Here is a 19,713-nt window from a genome sequence, read left to right on the forward strand (position 1 = left end):
TGAACAGCGAGCCCGTCACCTGATCTGATCCACGCATCCCACACTCCGTCGCCATCGTAGTGGTTACGGTGAATCATGTTCCACGTCAGGCGTCGAGGCGAGAGTTTTTCAGCAGCCTGTTAGAACGGCAGCGGGGCGTTGTCTTTGACTTCCTTCATGACGAAGAACGTCCGCGTCTGGCGCACGCCGGGCAGCGCGATGAGCTCTTTGCCGTGAAGCTTGTTGAAATCCGACATGTCGCGAACGCGAATCTTCAGCAGGTAGTCGAAATCCCCGGCCACGAGGTTGCAGTCCAGGACCTGCTCCATCCGGATGACCGCCTCCTCGAAAGCCGCGAAGCTCTCCGGTGTTGAGCGGTCGAGCACGACCCCGACCATGACCACCGCTCCGAGGCCAACGGGCTCCGGCGCGACTTGGGCGTGAACGCCGGTGATGTACCCGTCCTCGAACAGTCTCTGGGTGCGGCGGTGGCATGTCGGAGCGCTGACATGCACCCGCGAGGCCAATTCGGCATTGGTGAGCCGCCCCTCCGACTGAAGCGCGCGCAGGATCTTGATGTCGATTCGGTCCAGATCATGCATGAAAGAAACTTTCACATTATTGCGTTAAGTTGATGGGTGAGCCAAACATATCGTCCGTCTGGTGGAAATGGGAAAAGTTAGGCCGTCAACTTTGAAAGCACATTTCCGGCGACTTGCACTAGCGTCAGGGCAGACAGCCACTCAGGAGATGCCCGATGTCCCTTCTCGAACCCTTCGACCGCTACCCGCTCACCTTCGGCAAGACGCCGATCGAACACCTGCCTCGCCTTTCGGAAGAGCTTGGCGGCAAGGTCGAGTTCTATGCCAAGCGCGAGGATTGCAACTCGGGCCTCGCGATGGGCGGCAACAAGCTGCGCAAGCTGGAATATATCGTGCCCGATGCCATCGCGTCGGGGGCCGATACGCTGGTCTCGATCGGCGGGGTGCAATCGAACCACACCCGCATGGTCGCCGCGACGGCCGCCAAGCTCGGCATGAAATGCGTCGTGATCCAGGAAAAGTGGGTGCCGCATTTCGATGCCGTCTATGACCGGGTCGGCAATATCCAGATGACCCGCCTGATGGGCGCCGACAGCCGCCTGGTCGATGACGGCTTCGATATCGGCATTCGCAAGAGCTGGGAGGACGCCATCCAGTCGGTCAAGGATGCCGGTGGCAAGCCCTATCCGATCCCCGCGGGGGCCTCGGTTCACAAGTTCGGAGCGCTTGGCTATGTCGGGTTTGCCGAGGAGGTCGCCGAGCAGGAGGCGGAGCTTGGGTTCACCTTCGACTACATCGTGGTCTGCGTCGTGACCGGCTCGACCCAGGGCGGGATGATCGTGGGCTTTGCCGCCCAGGATCGCGCCGACAGGGTGATCGGGATCGACGCCTCGGGCACGGTCGAGCAGACCCGCGAGCAGGTGCGCGGCATCGTCGACAATACCGCCGAACTGATTGGCCTGGGGCGCGCCGTGCGCGAGGACGAGATCGTCATCAACCCCGATTACGCCTATCCGGCCTATGGCGTGCCGTCTGACGAGACCAACGATGCCATCCGGCTGGCCGCGCGGACCGAGGCGATGATCACCGACCCGGTCTATGAGGGCAAGTCCATGCAAGGCATGATCGACCTGACCCGCAAGGGGTTCTTTCCCGAAGGATCCAAGGTCCTCTACGCGCATCTCGGCGGTGCCCCGGCGCTGAACGGCTATAGTTACCACTACAAGGACGGCTGACGCCCGTCATCTCTCAGCGCATCCGCCCGCTCATGTGCGGGCGGATCTTCTCACCTGATCGAAAGAGCCGCCCATGCCCGCCGACATCTCGCACCTGAAGACCATCGAACAGCGCCTGCTGTGGCTGTCGCACTGGATGATCCACCACGCCAATCACGTGCGACCCAAGGTGGACGGGATCAAGGTGGGCGGACACCAGGCATCGTCGGCTTCCATGGTGTCGATCATGACGGCGCTCTATTTCTCGACGCTGCGTCCCGAGGACCGGGTGGCGGTCAAACCCCATGCCTCTCCGATCTTCCACGCGATGCAATACCTCATGGGCAACCAGACCCGCGAGAAGATGGAGAACTTCCGCGGCTTTGGCGGTGTGCAATCCTATCCCAGCCGAACCAAGGACATCGACGACGTGGATTTCTCCACCGGATCGGTGGGGCTTGGCGTGGCGATCACATCCTTTGCCGCGATCATCCAGGATTACATCAAGGCCAAGAGCTGGGGCCGGGATGCCCCGATGGGCCGCATGGTGGCGCTGGTGGGGGATGCCGAGCTGGACGAGGGCAACATCTACGAGGCGTTGCAGGAGGGGTGGAAGAACGACCTGCGCAACACCTGGTGGGTCATCGATTACAACCGCCAGTCGCTGGACGGGATCGTGCGCGAAGGCCTGTTCCAGCGGATCGAGAAGATCTTCGAGGCTTTCGGATGGGAGGTGGTCCGGGTCAAGCACGGCGTCTTGCAGCGTGCGGCGTTTGACGAGCCGGGCGGCGACAAGCTGCGGGACTGGATCGACGGTTGCCCGAACCAGCAGTACTCGGCGCTGACCTTCATGGGCGGCGCGGTCTGGCGCAAGCGGTTGCTGGACGATCTGGGCGACCAGGGGGACGTGACCGCGCTGATCGAGCGGCGCAGCGACGACGAGCTGGCCGCGCTGATGGAAAACCTCGGCGGCAACTGCGTGCAGACCATGGCAGAGACCTTCGAGGCCATCGACCATGACCGCCCGACCTGTTTCCTGGCCTATACGGTGAAGGGCTGGGGCACGCCCATTGCCGGCCACAAGGACAACCACGGCGGCTTGATGAACACCACCCAGTTCGCGGCGTGGCAGGCGCATATGGGCGTCGCAGAGGGGCAGGAGTGGGAGGCGCTGGCGACGGTCGAGAACCCGGACGCGCTGCAGGATTTCCTGTCACGGGTGCCGTTCTTCGCCAAGGGCACGCGGCGCTATCATGAGGCCAAGCTGGATGTGCCAGCGGTGGCCATCGATACGACGCGCGAGATCTCGACACAGATGGCGTTCGGCAAGATCCTGGATGAGCTTTCCAAGGGCGACAGCAATCTGGCCGAGCGGATCGTGACGACCTCCCCGGATGTCACCGGGACGACGAACCTCGGCCCCTGGGTAAACCGGCGCAAGCTGTTCGCGCGGTCGCCGCAGAGCGATGCCTTCATCGAGCATCGCATCCCGTCGACCGCGAAGTGGGAGTTCACCCCCGAGGGCCAACATATCGAGCTTGGCATCGCCGAGATGAACCTGATGCTGCTGCTGGGGGCGGCGGGGCTTTCGCATTCGCTCTTCGGCAAGCGGCTGATCCCCATCGGCACGGTCTATGACCCCTTCGTCGCCCGTGGCCTCGATGCCCTGAATTATGCCTGCTACCAGGATGCGCGCTTCATTCTCGTGGGCACGCCCTCCGGCGTCACGCTTGCGCCCGAAGGCGGGGCGCACCAGTCGGTCGGGTCTCCTCTGATCGGTATGAGCCAGGACGGGCTCGCGGCGTTCGAGCCGGCCTTTGCAGACGAACTGGCGGTGATCATGGAATGGGCCTTCGACTATGTCCAACGCGATGGAGAGGGCGACCCTTGCGAACGCACCTGGCTGCGCGACGAAACCGGCGGCTCGGTCTACCTGCGGCTGACGACCAACCCGGTAGAGCAGCCCGGCAAGCGGGCGGATGATGCCTTTCGGCAAGGCGCGATCGACGGAGCCTACTGGCTGCGCAAGCCCGGGCCGAATTGCGACGTGGTGATCGCGTACCAGGGCGCCGTTGGCCCCGAGGCGATCAAGGCTGCGGGGATGATCGGGGAACACCGCAGGGATGTCGGCGTTCTGGCCGTGACCTCGGCCGACCGGCTCAACGCAGGCTGGACAGCCGCCCAACGCGTCCGGGCGAACGGCAACACCGAGGCCCGCTCGCATATCGAAACGCTCATGTCCGAGCTGCCGCCACATTGCAGGATCATCACCGTCATCGACGGCCATCCGGCGACGCTGTCCTGGCTCGGCTCTGTTGCAGGCCATACGGCCATCCCGATGGGTGTCGAGCATTTTGGTCAGACAGGCACCATCGGCGACCTTTACCACCATCATGGCATCGACGCCGCGGCCATCTTCAACAGGGTCAGTGGCCTGACACAAGGGCGAGATCTCGGCGGCGACTTCCTGGCCTCGCTGATCTACAACTGAGCACCGCCGCCGGATCCCTCATCCGGACACGAGGCAGCGAAAGGCGGCTTCCCGCACGTTGTGTGGACGAGCTTGGGTGCCGCCGACCGGCTTGGGGGGAATGCCCGCTTGTGCAGGCGCCCAGAGCGGCGACGCGGTCCACTTGTCGGTCATCGCGACCGATGTCGCGTGGGCAAAGAGGCTAGTCTCCCGCCGCATGGCGCATGTCGCGGGGCAGGGGGCGGCGCTGCACCGCTGGGCGCGCGTGCGGCGACAGCCACGAGGCGTCACCAAGGGACTGGCTTGCCCGCCCAGTCGAAGAACTGCCCGGTCTGCTGTGGCTCGAGGCCGTCCAGCACGCCGAGAAGATTGCCGGCGGCCTCCGCCGGAGCGACCTTGCGATGGGCCGGGTAATCGCGGGTGAACTCCGTGGCGACGGTGCCGGGATGAAGGGCGACGACGAGGGCACCCGGATGGGTGCGGGCGATCTCGATCGCGGCGGTGTGGACGATCTGGTTGGCGGCGGCCTTCGAGGCGCGATAGCTGTACCAGCCGCCCAGCCTGTTGTCGCCGATCGAGCCGACCCGGGCGGTCAGGACCCCGACAACCGATCGGCCATTGCGGGGCAGAAGCCGCGGCGCGTGCCTGAGGACGAGTGCTGGTCCGATGGCATTGGCCGTCATGACCTCGGCCATCCGGGAAGCGTCGATTTCGGCCAGGGATTTCTCCGGCCGCGCGCCTTCGGGCGCAAGCACCCCGCTTGCGACGAGGATCATCCCGAACGGGCCGGACAGCGCCTCCAGTCGAGAGGTCACGGAGTCCGGCTCGGCGAAATCGATGCCGTCGGCGGTTCGGGACAGGCCGGTCACATCGTACCCACGTTCGGAAAGCGCCGCGCAAAGTGCGGCCCCGATGCCACCGGATGCGCCGATCACGAGCGCCCGGTTGTGCGAGGTGGTCTCATCGTCCGATCTGTCTGTGGTCAAACCGATCTCCTACCCACGGATTTTCGTACATATCGGACTGACGACTTAGGCCGGAGCCGCAGCCTGCAAAGGGGCCGGCCAACGGACTGGCCGTGACGTGCCCCGCTTCGAGCCTGCGTTCCCTGTGGCGCTCTGTAGAGGCTTCGGCTTTCTACCGACCAGTGGTGATGCTTCCCCTGGGCGCGCCCGTTGAGGCGCGTGGGGGCGGGCGTCATTCGTGGTAGTCGATCTCTCCGTCGCGCGAGAGCAACACGGCAAGCCAGCGCAGGCTCGGCATCTCGGAGGCGATGACCATCACGATGACCGTCAATGGCACCGCGAGAAACGCGCCCAGCCCGCCCCAGAGCAACGACCAGAACACCAGCGACACGGTGATCATGAAGGTACTCATGTTGAGCGATCTGCCCTGCATCATCGGCGTGACCACGTTGCTGATCAGCTGGTCCGCACCGCCATAGATCACGATGACGGCAAGGAGGGGCCACAGGCTGTCGAACTGCGCCAGCGCCACCAGCGCGGGCAGCAGGATACCGATGAAGGCGCCGATATTTGGGATGAAGCCCACGAAGAAGATCAGGATCGCGAGGAAGGCCGCGAAATCAAGGCCGATGGCGCGGAACACCAGGTAGGCCACCGAGCCGCTCATCGCGCTGGTGACCGCGTTGACCCACATGTAGTCCTTGATGCCGCTGGCGGCGCGCCGAACGATAACGGCGAAATCGGGGCCGCGCGGGTTGGGCGAGGAGAGCAGCCTGATCTTCTTCTGCCAGTCCGCGCGCTCGACGATCAGGAACAGGAAATACAGCGTCAGCAGCGAGACCTGCGCCATGCTGCCCACGAGCCCGCCCGCAAGGAACATGATCAGCGATCCCACCTGAAGCTCTTCGATGGCGGTCTGGACCGCTTGCACGGTCCGCGCTCCGATGATGTGTTCGAGCCTCTGGATGATCTCGCCGAGGCGCTCCTGGTATCTTGGAAGCGCGTCGATGATCTCAGTGGCGGCGGCAGAGGAGATCACGGTGAAAAGCCAGATCGTGGTGATGAAGATCACCAGCGCCAGTGCCCGCGCCTGCCAGCCCGGAATGGCCGTGCCCCTGATCGAGATCCGGCCCAGCCTGTCGGTGAAGGCGGTGGCGAGCACGAAGATCAGGAACGCCACCGAGAGCAGCTTGAACAGGTCGCGTCCGAACCACAGCAGCGCGATGATGAAGGGAAGGCCGACGATGATCTTGAACCAGTCGGGTGGGACGACCTGCAGTGATTTCATGTAGCGTTCCCGGATCCTCGCGGTGCCCTCGGGGGCGGTCTCTAAGCCGGAAGGTTAGACGAGCGGGATCGGGCTGGCCAAGCCATTCGACGCGCCGGATGCCGCAGGGCCGGCCTCGCGTGTCCTGAATGGCGCGGTCGTTTGCGGAATGGTGGGGCTACGCGGCAACCGACCGGTCCACTGACCTGTGCTGACCGGAGGAGTGCGCCCGCGGATCGTGCCGCCCAAGGGGGAAGCGCCACTAGGGCGCCGGAGGCAACAGGCCTTCGCTCTGCAACAGGGCCAGCAGTTCGACCACGGTCTCCGGGCCCAGGTCGATCGAGCCCCTCATGGCGATGCCCGCACCACCCTCGCCGATTTCCTGCGGGGCGCCGTAGTCGAAATGCGGCTCAAGGATCGACAGCTCCGGACCCAGCTCGGGGCAGATCGCGGCCTCCTCCAGCACAAGCTCGATCGCCTCGAAGACCAGTGCCCGCGCGGCAGCGAGGCGGCCACTGCCGGTCTGGATCTGGCCCAACGCGCCCGGCGGGTCCCGGTCGAGATCGAGAAGGCGGAAGACCACGCATTGATCGACCAGCTCGGCCGAGAGGTGTGCGCGCACATCGACCTGCTTGGTCTCTTCGAGCGCCCCGCGCTCCCATGTGCCGGGTGCGGACCTGACGCAGTCGTAGCTCTCCATCTCCAGCGAGGCTCTCGCGACGATCGCCGTTCCGTCGGCCTCGGTGTCGAACCCTTCGATCTGGATGCGCCCACCGCAATTGTCGGTCACGACCCGATCCGCAAGCAGGTCGGGAAGCCGTGCCTGGATGTCGCGCAGGTCGAGCAGCGCCTCGATGCCGATCCGCGTTGTCGACACGGGCGAGAGCTGGAGCGCGATCCCGTAGCCGATCTCGGTGTCGCCCACCGCCATGGCATCTTGCAGCGCCAGTCCGACGCGTCCGTCGGTCCGGTCGGTGAACCTGAGCCCGTCGGCGCCGCCCGCGGCCCGCTCACCGGCCCAGGCCAGCGTGTCCACGAGCGTGTCGGCGCTGATGTCGGCGCTACCCTTCAGACCCGCGCCAACGCCGCCGGCGCCGATTTCCTCGATCCCGAGGGCCTCGAAGCGCGGCTGAAAGAACGAGATCGGCGCCGGCGGCTCGGGGCAGATCGGGTACGCGTCGAGCACCACGGCGGCCTCCTCGAGAATGGCGACACGGACCTTCTCGGTCAGGCCGAACAAGCTGGCCAGCCCGCCGAGGATCCCGCGCGGCTTCAGGCTGAGATCGGTGAGGCTGAGCCGGATGCAGTTCCCGTCCAGATCGCCGCGCAGCGTGGCGGCGGCATCAACGGTCTGCGAGATCATCCGCCAGCCGCGCTGCTCGTCGGGGGTTCCCTTTGCCTTGCAGCGATAGAGCGATGCGCGGACCGAGGCGCCGGCCCTGAGCGTGTCACCGTCCGCCTCGCTGCCGCTGAAGTCGACCGTCAGGCCGAGGTTGCAGGACGGGTCGATCGGCCCGGAGAGCCGCTCGGGCAAGGCGTCCTGTATTCCGCGCAGATCGGCCAGCGCGTTCAGTCCGAGCCGGGTTTCCCCCGCCGGGCTTAGCCCGAGGTAGAGGGCGAAGGGCACCTCTCCGGCGCGGCTATCGAGGCTCTGGGCGATCCGAAAGCGGACGTCGCCGGCATAGGTCTCCGGGGCGACCGGGGACCCGAGATCGACGGCGTCGAACTCGAAGACGCCTTCGGGGGTGCTGTTGCAGGCCGCGAGCGCCAGAACGCTCAGCGCAACGAGGACATAGCTTCTTGCTGCCTTCAGACGTCGCATGACCACTCCCTCCGTGCCGGATGCCCGTTCTGGACCGGGGACAACTCTGACATGTGCCTGACAGTTTGCAAGTCCGGCGGGACGGATCGCCCCGCATTCGTCGCAGAAGGCGCCCCGGTCGCGCTGCCAACCGTCATGTCCGAGCAACAGTGCCTGCCGAGACACGCCGACGTCTGATCGCGCGTGGGCACAAATCTCGGGCTGAAGGCGGCGAGATCGAGACGGCGCCGGTCCGGATCTCCTAGCCGAGACCGGAGGCGCGGGCGTCCTCGACGGCGAAGTCGATGAGCGACCGGACTTTGCGCGGGAGGGTGCGGCCTTCGAGCCAGACCGCGCTGATGGCGCGACGCGGGCTGTCATAGTCGGGCAGCAGGGACTCCAGCCGTCCGGTCTCGAGATCGTCGCCCAGCACGAAGACCGGGCAGAAGGCAATGCCGTGGCCGGCCACCGCCAGATCGCGGGCCACCTGGGCACTGTTGACCCGGAACCGCGAGGGCACCTGCACGGCGGTCTCCACGCCGTCGCAGGTAAAGGCCCAATGCGCCGGCTCGCTGCGGTTGGTGTCGACGATGCAGGCATGCGCGACAAGATCGTCGGGGCGCTCGGGCCGGCCATGGCGCGACAGGTAGTCGGGGCTGGCGACCACGCAGCTGCGCAGCGCGCCGAGCCGGCGCCGCTTCAGCGAGGTGACCGCGCCTTCTCCGACCCGGAAGGCGAGGTCGATGCCCTCGCTGGCGAGATCGACATAGGCGTCGGTCAGGCGCAGATCGACGACCAGATCCGCATGCGGCGCCGCGAAGCGCGCCAGCATCCCTTGCACGTATTTCTCGCCAAAGGTCACCGGGGCCGAGATCCTGAGCGTGCCGGTGAAACCGCGCCCGTCCTCGGTGACCTCGGCCAGCATCTCGTCGAGATCGTCGAGCAGGGCGGGCGCCCGCGCCAGCAGCGCCTCGCCCGAGGCGGTCACGCCAACCCGTCGCGTGGTGCGGCTCAGCAGTCGCACGCCGAGCCGGGCCTCGAGCTCGGCCACGTACTTGGAGGTCAGACGGTTGGAGATCGCCAGCCGGTCCGCCGCGGCGGTGAAGGAGCCGGTTTCGGCGGTGGCGACGAAGGCGCGCAGTCCGTCGATCAGGTCCATGAATTCATTCCGAACAAAATGGTGAAGGTCATTCCATACCATCGCCATTTCATTCCTGCGGCGCAAGGCGCATCTTCGGCTCATCGAAACACAACAGACCGATGCCGGCGCGGCCTTGGGGCGACCCCCAGCGGCCCCGGCGAGACACAAGGATCAGATCCGATGACCAATGCAAAGACAATCGCTTACGGCGCGCTCCTCATGCGGGCCACCACCGGCGCCCTGTTCGTCGCGCACGGGCTTACCAAGCTCTTCGTCTTCACCCCTGCGGGCACCGCGGGCTTCTTCGAGAGCCTCGGACTGCCGGGCTGGCTCGGCATCGCCACGATGCTGTTCGAGATCGCGGGCGGCATGGCGCTGATCCTCGGGCTGGCGACCCGCCTCGTGGCGTTGGTGTCGGTGCCGGTGCTTCTGGGGGCCGCGATCACCGCCCACTGGGCCAACGGCTTTGGCTGGTCCAATGCCGGCGGCGGCTGGGAATACCCGGTGATGTGGGCCGCGATGATGGCAGCGCTTGCCTTGATCGGCGACGGTGCTCATGCGCTCTGGCCGCTGGGCCGCCGCACCGCCTGACACGACCCGCTGTCGCGCCGGAGCCTCGGCGCGGCGGCCTTTCCGACACTGCCTGCCAAGGAGACATGCCATGAGCATCTCGCAACAACTGCAAAAGCTGAAGGACGGCCTCGCGGCCTCCGACCGCATGCCGGTGGTCTTTCTCGGCCACGGCAGCCCGATGAACGCCATCGAGGACAACGCCTATTCCCGCAGCTGGGCCCAGCTCGGCCGCAACCTGCCGCGCCCGCAGGCCATCCTCGTGGTCTCGGCGCACTGGATGACCAAGGGCTCGACGCTGGTCAACGTCACCGCGCGCCCCGAGACGATCCACGATTTCTACGGCTTCCCGCAGGAGCTCTTTCGCGAGCAATACCCGGCCCCCGGCGCGCCGGAGCTGGCCGCCGAGGTGGTGTCGATCCTCGCCAGCCACCATGCCGAGGGCGACGACACCTGGGGGCTCGATCACGGCGCGTGGTCGGTGTTGAAATTCCTCTATCCCGAGGCTGACGTGCCGGTGTTCCAGCTCTCCATCGACATGAAGGCGGATCTCTCCGAGCACGTGGAGATCGGCCGGGCGCTGCGCGGGTTGCGCGACCGCGGCGTGCTGATCCTCGGCTCGGGCAACGTGGTGCACAACCTGCGTGCCCTGCGCTGGGGCGGCGGCGCCGCGCATGACTGGGCCGAGGAGTTCGACGGCTTCTTCGCCGAGCGTCTGGGGCAGGGCGACCTCGGCGCGCTCACCGACCGCGCCGGCATGGGCCAGCTCTTCCGCATGGCGCATCCCAGCGTCGATCACTACCTGCCCTCGCTCACGGTGGCCGGCGCTGCCGACGCGCGCGACACGCTGCTCTTCATGAATGACGCCATCGATCTCGGCTCGGTCTCGATGCGCAGCTTCATCTATTACTGATATCTCCAGAAAGGGGACCCGACATGCTTGTGAACGGCACATGGACCAAGGACTGGCAACCGGTGCAGAAGGCCGACGAGAAAGGCCGCTTCGTGCGGCAGGTCTCGTCCTTCCGCAACTGGATTACCCCGGACGGCAGCGCCGGGCCCACCGGCGAGGGCGGCTTTCCCGCCGAGGCCGGGCGCTACCGCCTCTACGTCGCCTATATCTGCCCCTGGGCCTCGCGCACCCTGATGGCGCGCAGCCTCAAGGGATTGGAAGAGATCATCCCGGTCACCGTGGTGAACCCGGTCATGACAGACCAGGGCTGGCGCTTCGGCGGCTATGACGGCGCCGACGAGGACCCGCTCTTCGCCTCCGGGTACATGCATGAGCTCTACACCCGCGCCGATCCCGAGTTTACCGGCCGCGCCACGGTGCCGGTGCTCTGGGACATGAAGCGCAATATCATGGTCAACAACGAGAGCGCCGACATCCTGCGCATGTTCGACACCGCCTTCGAGGGGCTTGTGCCCTCGGATCTGCGGCTCTACCCGGAGGACCTGGCCGAGCAGATCGACGCGCTCAACCCGCGGATCTACGACCTGCTCAACAACGGCGTCTACAAGGCCGGCTTCGCCTCGTCGCAGGCAGCCTATGACGAGGCGGTCGAGGGCGTCTTCGCGATGCTGGACGAGCTGGAGGCGCGGCTGGAGGGGCAGTCGTCCGGGAGCTACCTGTTCGGGGACCGTCTGACCGAGACCGACCTGCGGGCCTTCGTGACGCTGATCCGCTTCGATGCCGCCTATCATGGGCTCTTCAAGACCAACCGCCGGCAGATCGCCGACTATCCCCGGCTCTCGGCCTACATGGCGCGGATCCTTGACCTGCCGGGGGTCCGGGCAACGGTGAACATGGATCACATCACCCGCGGGTACTATGCGATCAAGGCGCTGAACCCGAGCGGGATCCGTCCCGAGGGACCGGCGCATGTGGCGGCGTTGTTGCGGGGGTAGGTGGTCTGGCCCGGGCGGCGCATCTGGGGTGGCGCGTCTGGGCGGCCAGGCCGCCCGTGGCTGGCGTCGTGCGGTGAGGGGCCAGCCCCTCACACTCCCCGGAGTATTTTCGACGAAGAGAAGAGGGGGCCGGGGCGGGGAGGCCGCGCCTCTCGTCGGGGAGGGCGCGGCGCGTGGTCAGGCCGGCATGGCGATCTTCTGAATCGTGGCGAAGCCCTCGAAGCGGGGAGCGCCGGAATGCAGCTTGCGGCTGTCGCCGGCGCGGGCATGGGCGGCGCGGAAGCTGTCGCTGCGGGTCCAGGCGCGGAAATGCTCTTCGGTCTCCCAGACCGTGTGCGAGGCGTAGAGGATGGCGCCGTCCTCTTCCGGGCCCTTGAGCATGTGGAATTCCACGAATCCTGGATTCTCGTGCAGCTTGCTGTCGCGGCTCAGCCAGAGCTCCTCGAATTCGGCGGCGTTTTCGAGCGGCACGGTGAAGCGGTTCATGGCGAGATACATCTTGGGTCCTTTCGGGGTCATTCCGCCGCGAGACGCGCGGCGTGGGGAAGCAGGAACGGGGTGCCGGGGGGCGGCGCCGTGCCGACCTGAAGGCGGCAGCCATAGGCGCGGGAGAGGGTCTCGGAGGTCATCACCTCGGCCACGGTGCCGGCGGACAGCACGTGGCCCTCGGCCAGAAGCACGATGCGGTCGGCGAACATGGCGGTGAGGTTGAGATCATGCATCACCGCCACCACGCCGCCGCCGGCATCGGCGAAATCGCGGGCAATCTGCATGACCTCGAGCTGATGGGCGATGTCGAGCGCCGAGACCGGCTCGTCGAGGAGCAGCCAGCGCGGGCCGTCCGCATCGGTGGAGGCGCCGACCTGCGCCAGCACGCGGGCAAGCTGGGCGCGTTGCTGCTCGCCGCCCGACAGCGACTGGTAGGGCCGGCCGGCGTGATGGGCGAGGTCGACCCGCGCCAGCGCCTGCATGGCGGCGCGGGTCTGCCCGGCGGCGCGGCCGCGCGAGAGGCCGATCTCGACCACCTCGAGCACCGTGAACGGGAAGGCCAGCGCCGAGGCCTGGGGCAGCACGCCGCGCATCGCGGCGAGCTCCCACGGGGCGAGGTGGGCGATGTCGCGGCCGTTGAGCGTGACGGTGCCGGTGCAGGGCAGGTCGCCGGTCATGGCGCGCAGCAGCGTGGTCTTGCCCGAGCCGTTGGGGCCGCAGATCGCGGTGAGCTGGCCGGGCTTCGCGGCGAAATCGACGCCGTGGACGATCACGCTGCGGCCAAGGCGGACAGAGATGTCGCGTGCCTCCAGCATCACAGGTCCACCACGCCGCGCTGCCGCAGCAGGATCCACAGAAAGACCGGCGCGCCGAGCACCGCCGTCACGATGCCGATGGGCAGCTCGGCCGGGGCCACGACGCTGCGCGAGATCATGTCGGCGCCGACCAGAAGCGCCGCGCCCAGGAGCGCAGCGTTGGGCAGCAGCGCGCGGTGATCGGGGCCGGAGGCGAGGCGCAGCAGGTGCGGCACCACGATGCCGATGAAGCCGATGCCACCCGAGACCGCCACCGCGGCGCCGGTGGCGGCGGCGACGCAGAGGATGGCGAGGCGCTTCATGCGCTGCACCGGGATGCCGATATGGGCGGCGGTGGCCTCGCCGAGCGCCAGCGCGTTGAGCGAGCGGCCAAGCAGCATGGCGCCGCTCACCGCGATCAGCAGGATCGGCAGCGCCGCGGCAAGCTTGGTCCAGCTGGCGCCGGCCAGCGAGCCCAGGCCCCAGAAGGTCAGGTCGCGCAGCTGGGTGTCGTCGGCCATGTAGACCAGAACGCCCGAGACGGCGCCGGAAAGCGCGGCCAGCGCGATGCCGGCCAGCAGCATGGTGGCCACCGAGGTCTGTCCGCGGCGGGTGGCGACGCGGTAGAGCAGGAGCGTGCTGATCCAGCCGCCGAGGAACGCGGCGAGCGGCACCAGATGCCCGCCCGCAAGACCGAGAAGCGCCGGCGGCAGCAGGCCGCCCAGCACGATGGCGAGGATGGCGCCGAGGCCTGCGCCGGCGCTGACGCCGACGATGCCGGGATCGGCCAGCGGGTTGCGGAACAGGCCCTGCATCACCGCCCCCGAGACCGCCAGCGCCGCGCCCACCGCCAGCCCCATCACCAGCCGGGGCAGGCGGATGTCGAGCAGCACGACCTGTTCCATGCGAGACAGCTCTTCGCCCCGGGCGAGGCTCCTCACCACGTCGAGAAGCTGCACGCCGGTGGCGCCGACGGTAAGGCTGGCGAGCGAGACCGCGACCAGCCCCAGCGCCAGCCACAGGTGCAGGCGGCGGGCGCGGGCCAGACGGTCGGGCGGCGCAGGGGCGTCGAGCGCGGCGGGATCGGTGAGCGCGACCATGGTGTCAGTCTCCGTAGAGCGCGGTGGCCAGCTCGGAGACCGCAGCGCCGGTGCGGGGGCCAAAGCCCAGCAGCTTGAGCCCGTCGATCTTGATCAGGGCGCGCGCTTCGGCGGCCGGGGTGGCGGCCAGCGCGGGCAGGGCGAAGAGCTCTTCGGCGCTGGCACCGTGATCGCCCATGCGGTCCATCATCAGGATGACGTCGGGCGCGGCGGCGGCGGCGGCCTCGTCCGAGAGCGGCTTGTAGCCCGTGACGCCCTCAAGCGCGTTGACCCCGCCGGCAAGCTCGATGATCGCGGCCGCGCCGGTGTCGTCGCCCGCGCCCATCAGGCGCCCGCCCTGCGCCGACAGGATGAAGAGCACGCGCTTGGGCGCGTCGGCATGGGCCGCCGCACGGGCCGACGCTGCCTCGATCTCGTCCGCAACCTCTGCGGCCAGCGCCTCGGCCGCCGCGGAGGCGTCGAGCGCGTCGCCCACGGCGCGAATCTTGGCGGCGACGCCCTCGGCGGTGAATGCGCCGGGCACGGTGACGAAGGGGATCGCGGCCTCTTCGAGAACGGCAAGAGTCTCCGGCGGGCCGGCGCCTTCCTCTGACACGATCAGATCGGGGCCGACCGAGAGCACGCCCTCGGGCGAGAGCGCGCGCATGTAGCCGACATCGGGCAGGGCGGTGGCCTCGGGCGGGTAGGTCGAGGTGGTGTCGCGCGCCACCAGCCGGTGTTCCTGGCCGAGCGCGTAGACGATCTCGGTTACCGAGCCGCCGATGGCCAGCGTGTCGGCCTCGCCGCGGGCGGCCTCGGCGGGGCTCAGCGCGGCACCAAGCGCGCCGAGGGCGAGATAGACCGCGGAGCTGACGGCGATGGCGGAGAAGGAGCGGCGTCTCATGCGGGCACCTGTTCGCTATCGGGCAGGGCCTCGACGATTTCGCGCCATGCCGGGCGGTGGTCGTTGCCCTCCTTGCCGATGCCGAAACACTGGAAGATCAGCCCGCCCTCGGCGTCGAACCCCTCGACCGAGATCGCCGGGCCGCGCTGGGTCGGTTTTTCAACCGCCCAAAGCTCGGCCACCTTGTCGCGGCGCAGGTGGAGGTTGAAGCCCGGGTCCATGATGTTCTGCCAAGGCCCCATGGGCTTGAGGCTGTGGATCGGGCCGGAATGGATCTGGATGCAGCCGCGATTGCCGACGAAGAGCATGATGTCGGTCTCGCGGTCGCGCGCCGCCTCGAGCATGGTGTCGACCGCCATCGGGTTGAGGGCGCGCACGAAGGGCGCGCCGGCGATGCGGTAGGCGCCGAGCCGGTTCATCTTGAGCTTGGAGCACAGGCGCAGGAACTGGTGGGTGTCGGTGAGCCGCGCCCATTCCTTGCGCAGGATCTCGAGCTTCGACGGGTCGGACTTTGCCGCCTCTACCGCCTCGCGCGGGCGAACCTCGAGCCGGTCGGAGCTGTCGCCCGTGGCCAGCGTCTCCTTCAGCGCGGTCCATCCTGCGAGGTTTGAGCCCTCGCGCAGGTGGATCTTGTGCACCGCGTCACCGGCGGCGTCAAAGACCTGCAGGCTGCGGCGCGGCCCGTGATCACTCTCCTGCTCGACGAGGAACCCGTGCACCCAGTGCTTGGGGAAGATGCGCAGGTCGATGGCCTCGTTGAGCACCATCGAGGCATGCGGGCCGGAGTGGTAATTTGCGTAGTGGCCGACCTTCTCGTGCACGGCGGCCTCGACGCGGGTCAGCGCCATGACCTCGCCCAGCGTTTCGGCGGCGGGCATCAGCAGGTCGGGATCGGCGCTGATCCGGGTCACGCCCCGGCCGGTCTGCGCGGCCAGAAGCTGCGCCTCGGAGATGTTGAGTTGATTGGCAAGGTCGCGGCTGCGCAGCTTGGGAGAGTCTGCCAGCGCGGCGCGAATGGCGGATGGGGTGGGGGTCTCGATCGGGTCGCTCATGGGGCCAGTCCGGTCCTTCGGCAGATGTCTGGAAAGTGACGGCTGGCACGAACAGGCTGGCGGGTCGTTCTTGACTGTTTTACTTGGATAAATGGTGTGCTGCAAGCACCAACCGGAAAGACGCCGCGAAACGCGGCTGTTCCGGTGTCATGCCGGCCCATGACAGCAGCGACCGATCAGAAATGGGGCTGGCCAGAGGGGATATCCCGAAGACGCGTAGCTCCCGGATGTGGGCGACGACGGCGTGCACAACCTGCGCGCCACCCGGGGCGCGCCGGTCGGCGCGCTGGTTCGCACCAAGCGCCGTTTCACTCTGGAGAACGCCTTCGACCTCGACTACAGCTCGCATCTGGCATCCCGTAAGGCGCCCGGTCGCACCGTCATGGTGAGCCTGTCCAAGCTCTTCTGATCCCGCTGCTGTTTCCCTCGCGGCGCTCGGAGAGAGACGCCCCCCGGATCGCTCCGGGGGGCGTTTCTGTGTCTGCGGGGCTTGCGCGGGCGAAGGCCTCAGCGCGCCTTGATCTGGATCGAGTAGCTGCGCTGGGCCCCTGCCGGCGGGGCCGGGAAAGGCGCGGCGCGCTGCACCACCTGAAGCGCCGCGCGGTCGAGCGCCGCCGAGCCGGAACTGCGCGCCAGAGAGACCCCGGAAAGCCCGCCGCTGCCGGCGATGCTGAAGGCCACCACGGCAGCGCCGCGCGCGTTCATGCGCGGGCGCGGCACGCGGCTGAGCTTGCGCATGACCTGTCCGGGATAGTTGCTTGCCGCGGCATTGCCGGCCTCTCGCGAGGAGCCGCCACTGCCACTGCGGGTGGCCGTCGCGGTCTCGCTGCCCTGCGCCTGACCGGCGCGGGCGTTGCGGTCGGAGTTGCCCTGCGGCGCGCGCTGCGTCTGCCGGGTCTCTGTCGGTTCGGGGCGGGTCTCCCGGCGTGGCGCGGGGTCCGGCTCGGGCTCGGGGCGGCGCAGCGTGTCGGGCCGCTCCATCGGGCGCAGCGAGCTGGCCAGCGCGGTCTCGGGAACGTCCTCGGCCTCTTCTTCCGGTTCCTCTTCGGGCTCCTCTTCCGGGGCCAGCGCCTCGGTCGTCTCCTCGGGCTGCGTAGGCTCCGGCGCCTCCGGCGTCACCGCTTTGGCTGTCTCGGGTTCCGCGGCCTCGGTCGCGTCGGGCTGGGGCTGGATGACCTCCGGCTTGAGCTCTTCGGGCGGCTCTGCCTCGTCCGGTTCCGGCGGCGCGAGCGCGGCCACCACGTCGGGCGAGGGGGCGGCGGTCAGCGGCGCCACGGGCTCAGGTGCGACCGGTTCGGCGGGAACGGCCTCGGCGGTCTCGGTCACGGGCTCCGGCGGAGCAGGCTGGGCCTGTTCCGCCGCGACCGGTTGGGCATCGGGCACTGGGGCGGTTTGGGGCGGTGTCTCTTCGCGGAGCGCAGCCTCCTCGACCGGTTCCGCCTCGACGATGTCCTCCGACGGCGTTGCGCTCAGCGTGCCGGCGGCCATGTCCTGAAAGCTCGAGCCGACACGCGCCTCGGCGGCGCCACCGCTGCCCTCTATGAGGGTTGGCGGATCGTCCGGCATCAGCGCCAGCGCCAGCGCGCCATGGGCGCTGCCGGCAAGCAGGATCGCGACGAGTTTCGCGGTGCGCGAATGGGCAATCATTCCAGCCCCCTTTCGCTGACGATCAGCACGCGCTGGGCGCCCCCGGCGCGCAGGTCGCGCGCCAGCGCCACCAGCTCGGCGGCGGGCAGTTCGCGGTCGGGCACGAGACGAATGGTCTCGAGCGCCGCCTCGTCCAGCGTGGCGAGAAAGCTCTCGGCGTCGGCGACATCGCTGCCGCCCTGGCTCAGCCGGCCATCGGGATGCACCACCAACGCATCGGGCGGTGGGGCGCTGCCTTCGAGGTCGGCGGTGCTGACCAGCTTGAGCGCCGGGTCGAGCGGCTGCGCCAGCGTGCCGGCGACAAGGAAGAAGATCAGCATCAGGAAGACGATGTTGATCAGCGCGATGGTCGGTTCGCGCTCGGATTTGGGACGTCGGGCGCGCATCACGAGGCTCCCAGAATGGTCGGTGATATGCCGGTCACGCCACGCAGCACCACCAGCAGATCGGTCAGACGCTGGGCGCTGACATCGGGGCGCATCGCGACCAGCAGCTGGCGGGGGGCATCGCCCTCGCCACGCGCCTCGGCCAGTGCCTCGGCCAGCCCGTCGAGCGGCAGCTCGACATTGTTGAGCTGCGCGGTCTCGGCGCCGAGCCGCAGGAACAGCGGGGCTTCCGTCGGGGCCTGCGGGGGCGTGCCCGAGCCGGCGGCGGTGAGCTCGACCTCGGAGAACCGGGTGAAGGTCGAGGTCAGCATGAAGAACAGCAACAGCAGGAAGATGACGTCGATCAGAGACGTCATCGAAAGCCTGCGCCTGCGCCGGGCCTTACGCATGGGCCAGCGACCCCTCCGAGGCAGGGACGGCGCGCTCGCTGAGGTTCGAGGGCGACTGGATGCTGCGCAGCGCCTTTTCGGCGAGCACGCGCTCGGCCTCCATGCGGGTCTCGAACCAGCTCAGGACCACGGACGTCGGCATCGCAACCGCAAGGCCCACCGCGGTGGTCATCAGAGCCACCCAGATGCCGCCGGCGAGGATCGAGGGGTCGACCTGCGAGCCCGCATCCTGAAGCGCCTGGAACGCCGAGATCATCCCCAGAACGGTGCCGAAAAGCCCCATCAGAGGCGACAGCTGAGCCACGGAATCGAGGAAGCGGAAGCCGCGCTCGAGCTTGGCGAAGCGGGTCTCGGCCTCGGCGTCGAGGCGCGCCGTGTCGCAGCGCCCGGTCATCGCCAGTTCGACCACCGGCTTGAGATAGCTCTTGGAGCGGGCCAGCTCGCTGCGGGCGCGTGCCTCGTCGCCGGCATCCCACGCATCCACCGCGTGGCGCAGCGCCTTGTGGCGTCCGACGCCGGCGGCGCGGAACTGCCAGAGCTTGTAGAGCACCACCGCGAGCGTGACGACCGAGACCGCCACGAGGATCAGGACAACGGGCCCGCCAAGCTCGTAAAGCTCGAGCAGCAGGCCGCGCAGGTCGGTAGACACTTGATCGATCATCCCATCATCTCCACGTCGGTGCGGCTGTTGAGGGTAAGTCCCTGAAGGCAGGCTGCGGCGCCAAGTTCACCGGCCTCGCAGGTGCTGGCCCCGTTGATCAGGATCTGCCCCAGCGCGTCGCATTGCAGACCCGGCACCACGAATTGGCGCAGCCGCGGCTTGCCCGCGGGCAGGGTGCCGAAATCGAACAGGGTCAGGCGCTCGACCTGGCCGTTGCCGTCGAAGAGCACGGTCTCGTAGACCGCCTTGGCGATGTCGCCGTCAAGGCCGTTGCGGGCGAGGAAGCTCAGCTTGCAGCCAGCCTCGACCTGCTCCTGGGCGTTGAGCTCGACCGAGATCCCGGCCTCCTGCGCCTCGACTGGGGTGGCAAGAGCCAGCGCCGCGACAAGCGGCATGGCAGAGGCGAAGCGGGAAAGGGCTGAAGGCACCGGCGACTCCATCAGAAACACGATATG

21 protein-coding genes are annotated in these 19,713 nt (G+C 68.1%); 6 read left to right on the forward strand and 15 right to left on the reverse strand.

Going from position 1 to position 19,713, the window contains the following annotated elements:
- Positions 1-119: 119 nt before the first annotated feature.
- The gene (locus JF542_RS17385; RefSeq protein ID WP_207076774.1) at positions 120-581 is read right to left on the reverse strand and encodes an Lrp/AsnC family transcriptional regulator; all 462 of its coding nucleotides are present in this window, start codon (positions 579-581) and stop codon (positions 120-122) included.
- A 155-nt stretch (positions 582-736) separates the two neighbouring features.
- Between JF542_RS17385 and JF542_RS17390 the strand changes: the two genes are divergently transcribed.
- Both JF542_RS17390 and JF542_RS17395 read left to right on the forward strand, forming a co-directional pair.
- Positions 737-1,756, forward strand: coding sequence for a 1-aminocyclopropane-1-carboxylate deaminase (locus JF542_RS17390; protein ID WP_207076775.1), 1,020 nt, complete (start codon positions 737-739; stop codon positions 1,754-1,756).
- A 73-nt stretch (positions 1,757-1,829) separates the two neighbouring features.
- The gene (locus JF542_RS17395; RefSeq protein ID WP_207076776.1) at positions 1,830-4,226 is read left to right on the forward strand and encodes a 1-deoxy-D-xylulose-5-phosphate synthase N-terminal domain-containing protein; all 2,397 of its coding nucleotides are present in this window, start codon (positions 1,830-1,832) and stop codon (positions 4,224-4,226) included.
- Between the two features lie 266 nt (positions 4,227-4,492).
- On the opposite strand, the gene JF542_RS17400 is transcribed toward JF542_RS17395, so the two are convergent.
- From JF542_RS17400 to JF542_RS17415, 4 genes are all read right to left on the reverse strand, one after another.
- The gene (locus JF542_RS17400; RefSeq protein ID WP_207076777.1) at positions 4,493-5,191 is read right to left on the reverse strand and encodes an SDR family NAD(P)-dependent oxidoreductase; all 699 of its coding nucleotides are present in this window, start codon (positions 5,189-5,191) and stop codon (positions 4,493-4,495) included.
- A 211-nt stretch (positions 5,192-5,402) separates the two neighbouring features.
- Entirely contained in the window at positions 5,403-6,458 is a 1,056-nt protein-coding gene (locus JF542_RS17405; protein WP_207076778.1) for an AI-2E family transporter, read from the reverse strand.
- 241 nt (positions 6,459-6,699) lie between these two features.
- Positions 6,700-8,259 carry a hypothetical protein gene (locus JF542_RS17410; protein WP_207076779.1) on the reverse strand — a complete coding sequence of 520 codons (1,560 nt, stop codon included), beginning with the start codon at positions 8,257-8,259 and terminating at the stop codon, positions 6,700-6,702.
- A gap of 241 nt (positions 8,260-8,500) precedes the next feature.
- Positions 8,501-9,397, reverse strand: coding sequence for a LysR family transcriptional regulator (locus JF542_RS17415; RefSeq protein WP_207076780.1), 897 nt, complete (start codon positions 9,395-9,397; stop codon positions 8,501-8,503).
- Positions 9,398-9,559: 162 nt separating this feature from the next.
- On the opposite strand from JF542_RS17415, the gene JF542_RS17420 reads away from it, so the two are divergent.
- The 3 genes from JF542_RS17420 to JF542_RS17430 all read left to right on the forward strand — a co-directional run bounded on the left by JF542_RS17420 (position 9,560) and on the right by JF542_RS17430 (position 11,857).
- Positions 9,560-9,970, forward strand: a complete 411-nt coding sequence (locus JF542_RS17420) for a DoxX family protein (protein ID WP_207076781.1) — start codon at positions 9,560-9,562, stop codon at positions 9,968-9,970.
- A gap of 70 nt (positions 9,971-10,040) precedes the next feature.
- Positions 10,041-10,862, forward strand: coding sequence for a 4,5-DOPA-extradiol-dioxygenase (ygiD, locus tag JF542_RS17425; protein WP_207076782.1), 822 nt, complete (start codon positions 10,041-10,043; stop codon positions 10,860-10,862).
- Positions 10,863-10,885: 23 nt separating this feature from the next.
- Positions 10,886-11,857: a glutathione S-transferase family protein gene (locus JF542_RS17430; protein WP_007801327.1), complete on the forward strand. Its 972-nt coding sequence runs from the start codon at positions 10,886-10,888 to the stop codon at positions 11,855-11,857.
- A gap of 177 nt (positions 11,858-12,034) precedes the next feature.
- On the opposite strand, the gene hmuQ is transcribed toward JF542_RS17430, so the two are convergent.
- From hmuQ to JF542_RS17455, 5 genes are read right to left on the reverse strand one after another with little or no spacing between them, the layout of a single operon-like run.
- A complete protein-coding gene (gene hmuQ, locus JF542_RS17435; protein ID WP_007801326.1) occupies positions 12,035-12,355 on the reverse strand; it encodes a heme-degrading protein HmuQ in 321 nt (106 codons plus the stop codon).
- A 17-nt stretch (positions 12,356-12,372) separates the two neighbouring features.
- Positions 12,373-13,161, reverse strand: a complete 789-nt coding sequence (locus tag JF542_RS17440) for a heme ABC transporter ATP-binding protein (RefSeq protein ID WP_207076783.1) — start codon at positions 13,159-13,161, stop codon at positions 12,373-12,375.
- The gene (locus tag JF542_RS17445) at positions 13,161-14,240 is read right to left on the reverse strand and encodes a FecCD family ABC transporter permease (RefSeq protein ID WP_207076784.1); all 1,080 of its coding nucleotides are present in this window, start codon (positions 14,238-14,240) and stop codon (positions 13,161-13,163) included. Before JF542_RS17445 ends, JF542_RS17440 begins: the two co-directional genes overlap by 1 nt.
- A gap of 4 nt (positions 14,241-14,244) precedes the next feature.
- Positions 14,245-15,123 carry a heme/hemin ABC transporter substrate-binding protein gene (locus JF542_RS17450; RefSeq protein WP_207076785.1) on the reverse strand — a complete coding sequence of 293 codons (879 nt, stop codon included), beginning with the start codon at positions 15,121-15,123 and terminating at the stop codon, positions 14,245-14,247.
- Positions 15,120-16,175, reverse strand: coding sequence for a hemin-degrading factor (locus tag JF542_RS17455; RefSeq protein WP_207076786.1), 1,056 nt, complete (start codon positions 16,173-16,175; stop codon positions 15,120-15,122). Before JF542_RS17455 ends, JF542_RS17450 begins: the two co-directional genes overlap by 4 nt.
- A gap of 244 nt (positions 16,176-16,419) precedes the next feature.
- Between JF542_RS17455 and JF542_RS17460 the strand changes: the two genes are divergently transcribed.
- Positions 16,420-16,584 (forward strand): hypothetical protein, encoded by a 165-nt coding sequence (locus JF542_RS17460; RefSeq protein ID WP_207076787.1) that lies wholly within the window; start codon positions 16,420-16,422, stop codon positions 16,582-16,584.
- 98 nt (positions 16,585-16,682) lie between these two features.
- Here JF542_RS17460 and JF542_RS17465 read toward each other — a convergent pair whose 3' ends face one another.
- From JF542_RS17465 to JF542_RS17485, 5 genes are read right to left on the reverse strand one after another with little or no spacing between them, the layout of a single operon-like run.
- Positions 16,683-17,822, reverse strand: a complete 1,140-nt coding sequence (locus tag JF542_RS17465) for an energy transducer TonB family protein (protein WP_207076788.1) — start codon at positions 17,820-17,822, stop codon at positions 16,683-16,685.
- The gene (locus JF542_RS17470) at positions 17,819-18,208 is read right to left on the reverse strand and encodes an ExbD/TolR family protein (protein WP_207076789.1); all 390 of its coding nucleotides are present in this window, start codon (positions 18,206-18,208) and stop codon (positions 17,819-17,821) included. The genes JF542_RS17465 and JF542_RS17470 overlap by 4 nt, the downstream gene beginning before the upstream one ends.
- Complete coding sequence (locus JF542_RS17475) at positions 18,208-18,597, reverse strand: ExbD/TolR family protein (protein ID WP_083793953.1); 390 nt, start codon at positions 18,595-18,597, stop codon at positions 18,208-18,210. The genes JF542_RS17470 and JF542_RS17475 overlap by 1 nt, the downstream gene beginning before the upstream one ends.
- Entirely contained in the window at positions 18,590-19,258 is a 669-nt protein-coding gene (locus JF542_RS17480) for a MotA/TolQ/ExbB proton channel family protein (protein WP_207076790.1), read from the reverse strand. The genes JF542_RS17475 and JF542_RS17480 overlap by 8 nt, the downstream gene beginning before the upstream one ends.
- Complete coding sequence (locus JF542_RS17485) at positions 19,255-19,686, reverse strand: hypothetical protein (protein ID WP_340689164.1); 432 nt, start codon at positions 19,684-19,686, stop codon at positions 19,255-19,257. The genes JF542_RS17480 and JF542_RS17485 overlap by 4 nt, the downstream gene beginning before the upstream one ends.
- Positions 19,687-19,713 lie beyond the last annotated feature (27 nt).

Source organism: Salipiger bermudensis, from assembly GCF_017309175.1.
In the GTDB taxonomy this organism is placed as follows: domain Bacteria; phylum Pseudomonadota; class Alphaproteobacteria; order Rhodobacterales; family Rhodobacteraceae; genus Salipiger; species Salipiger bermudensis.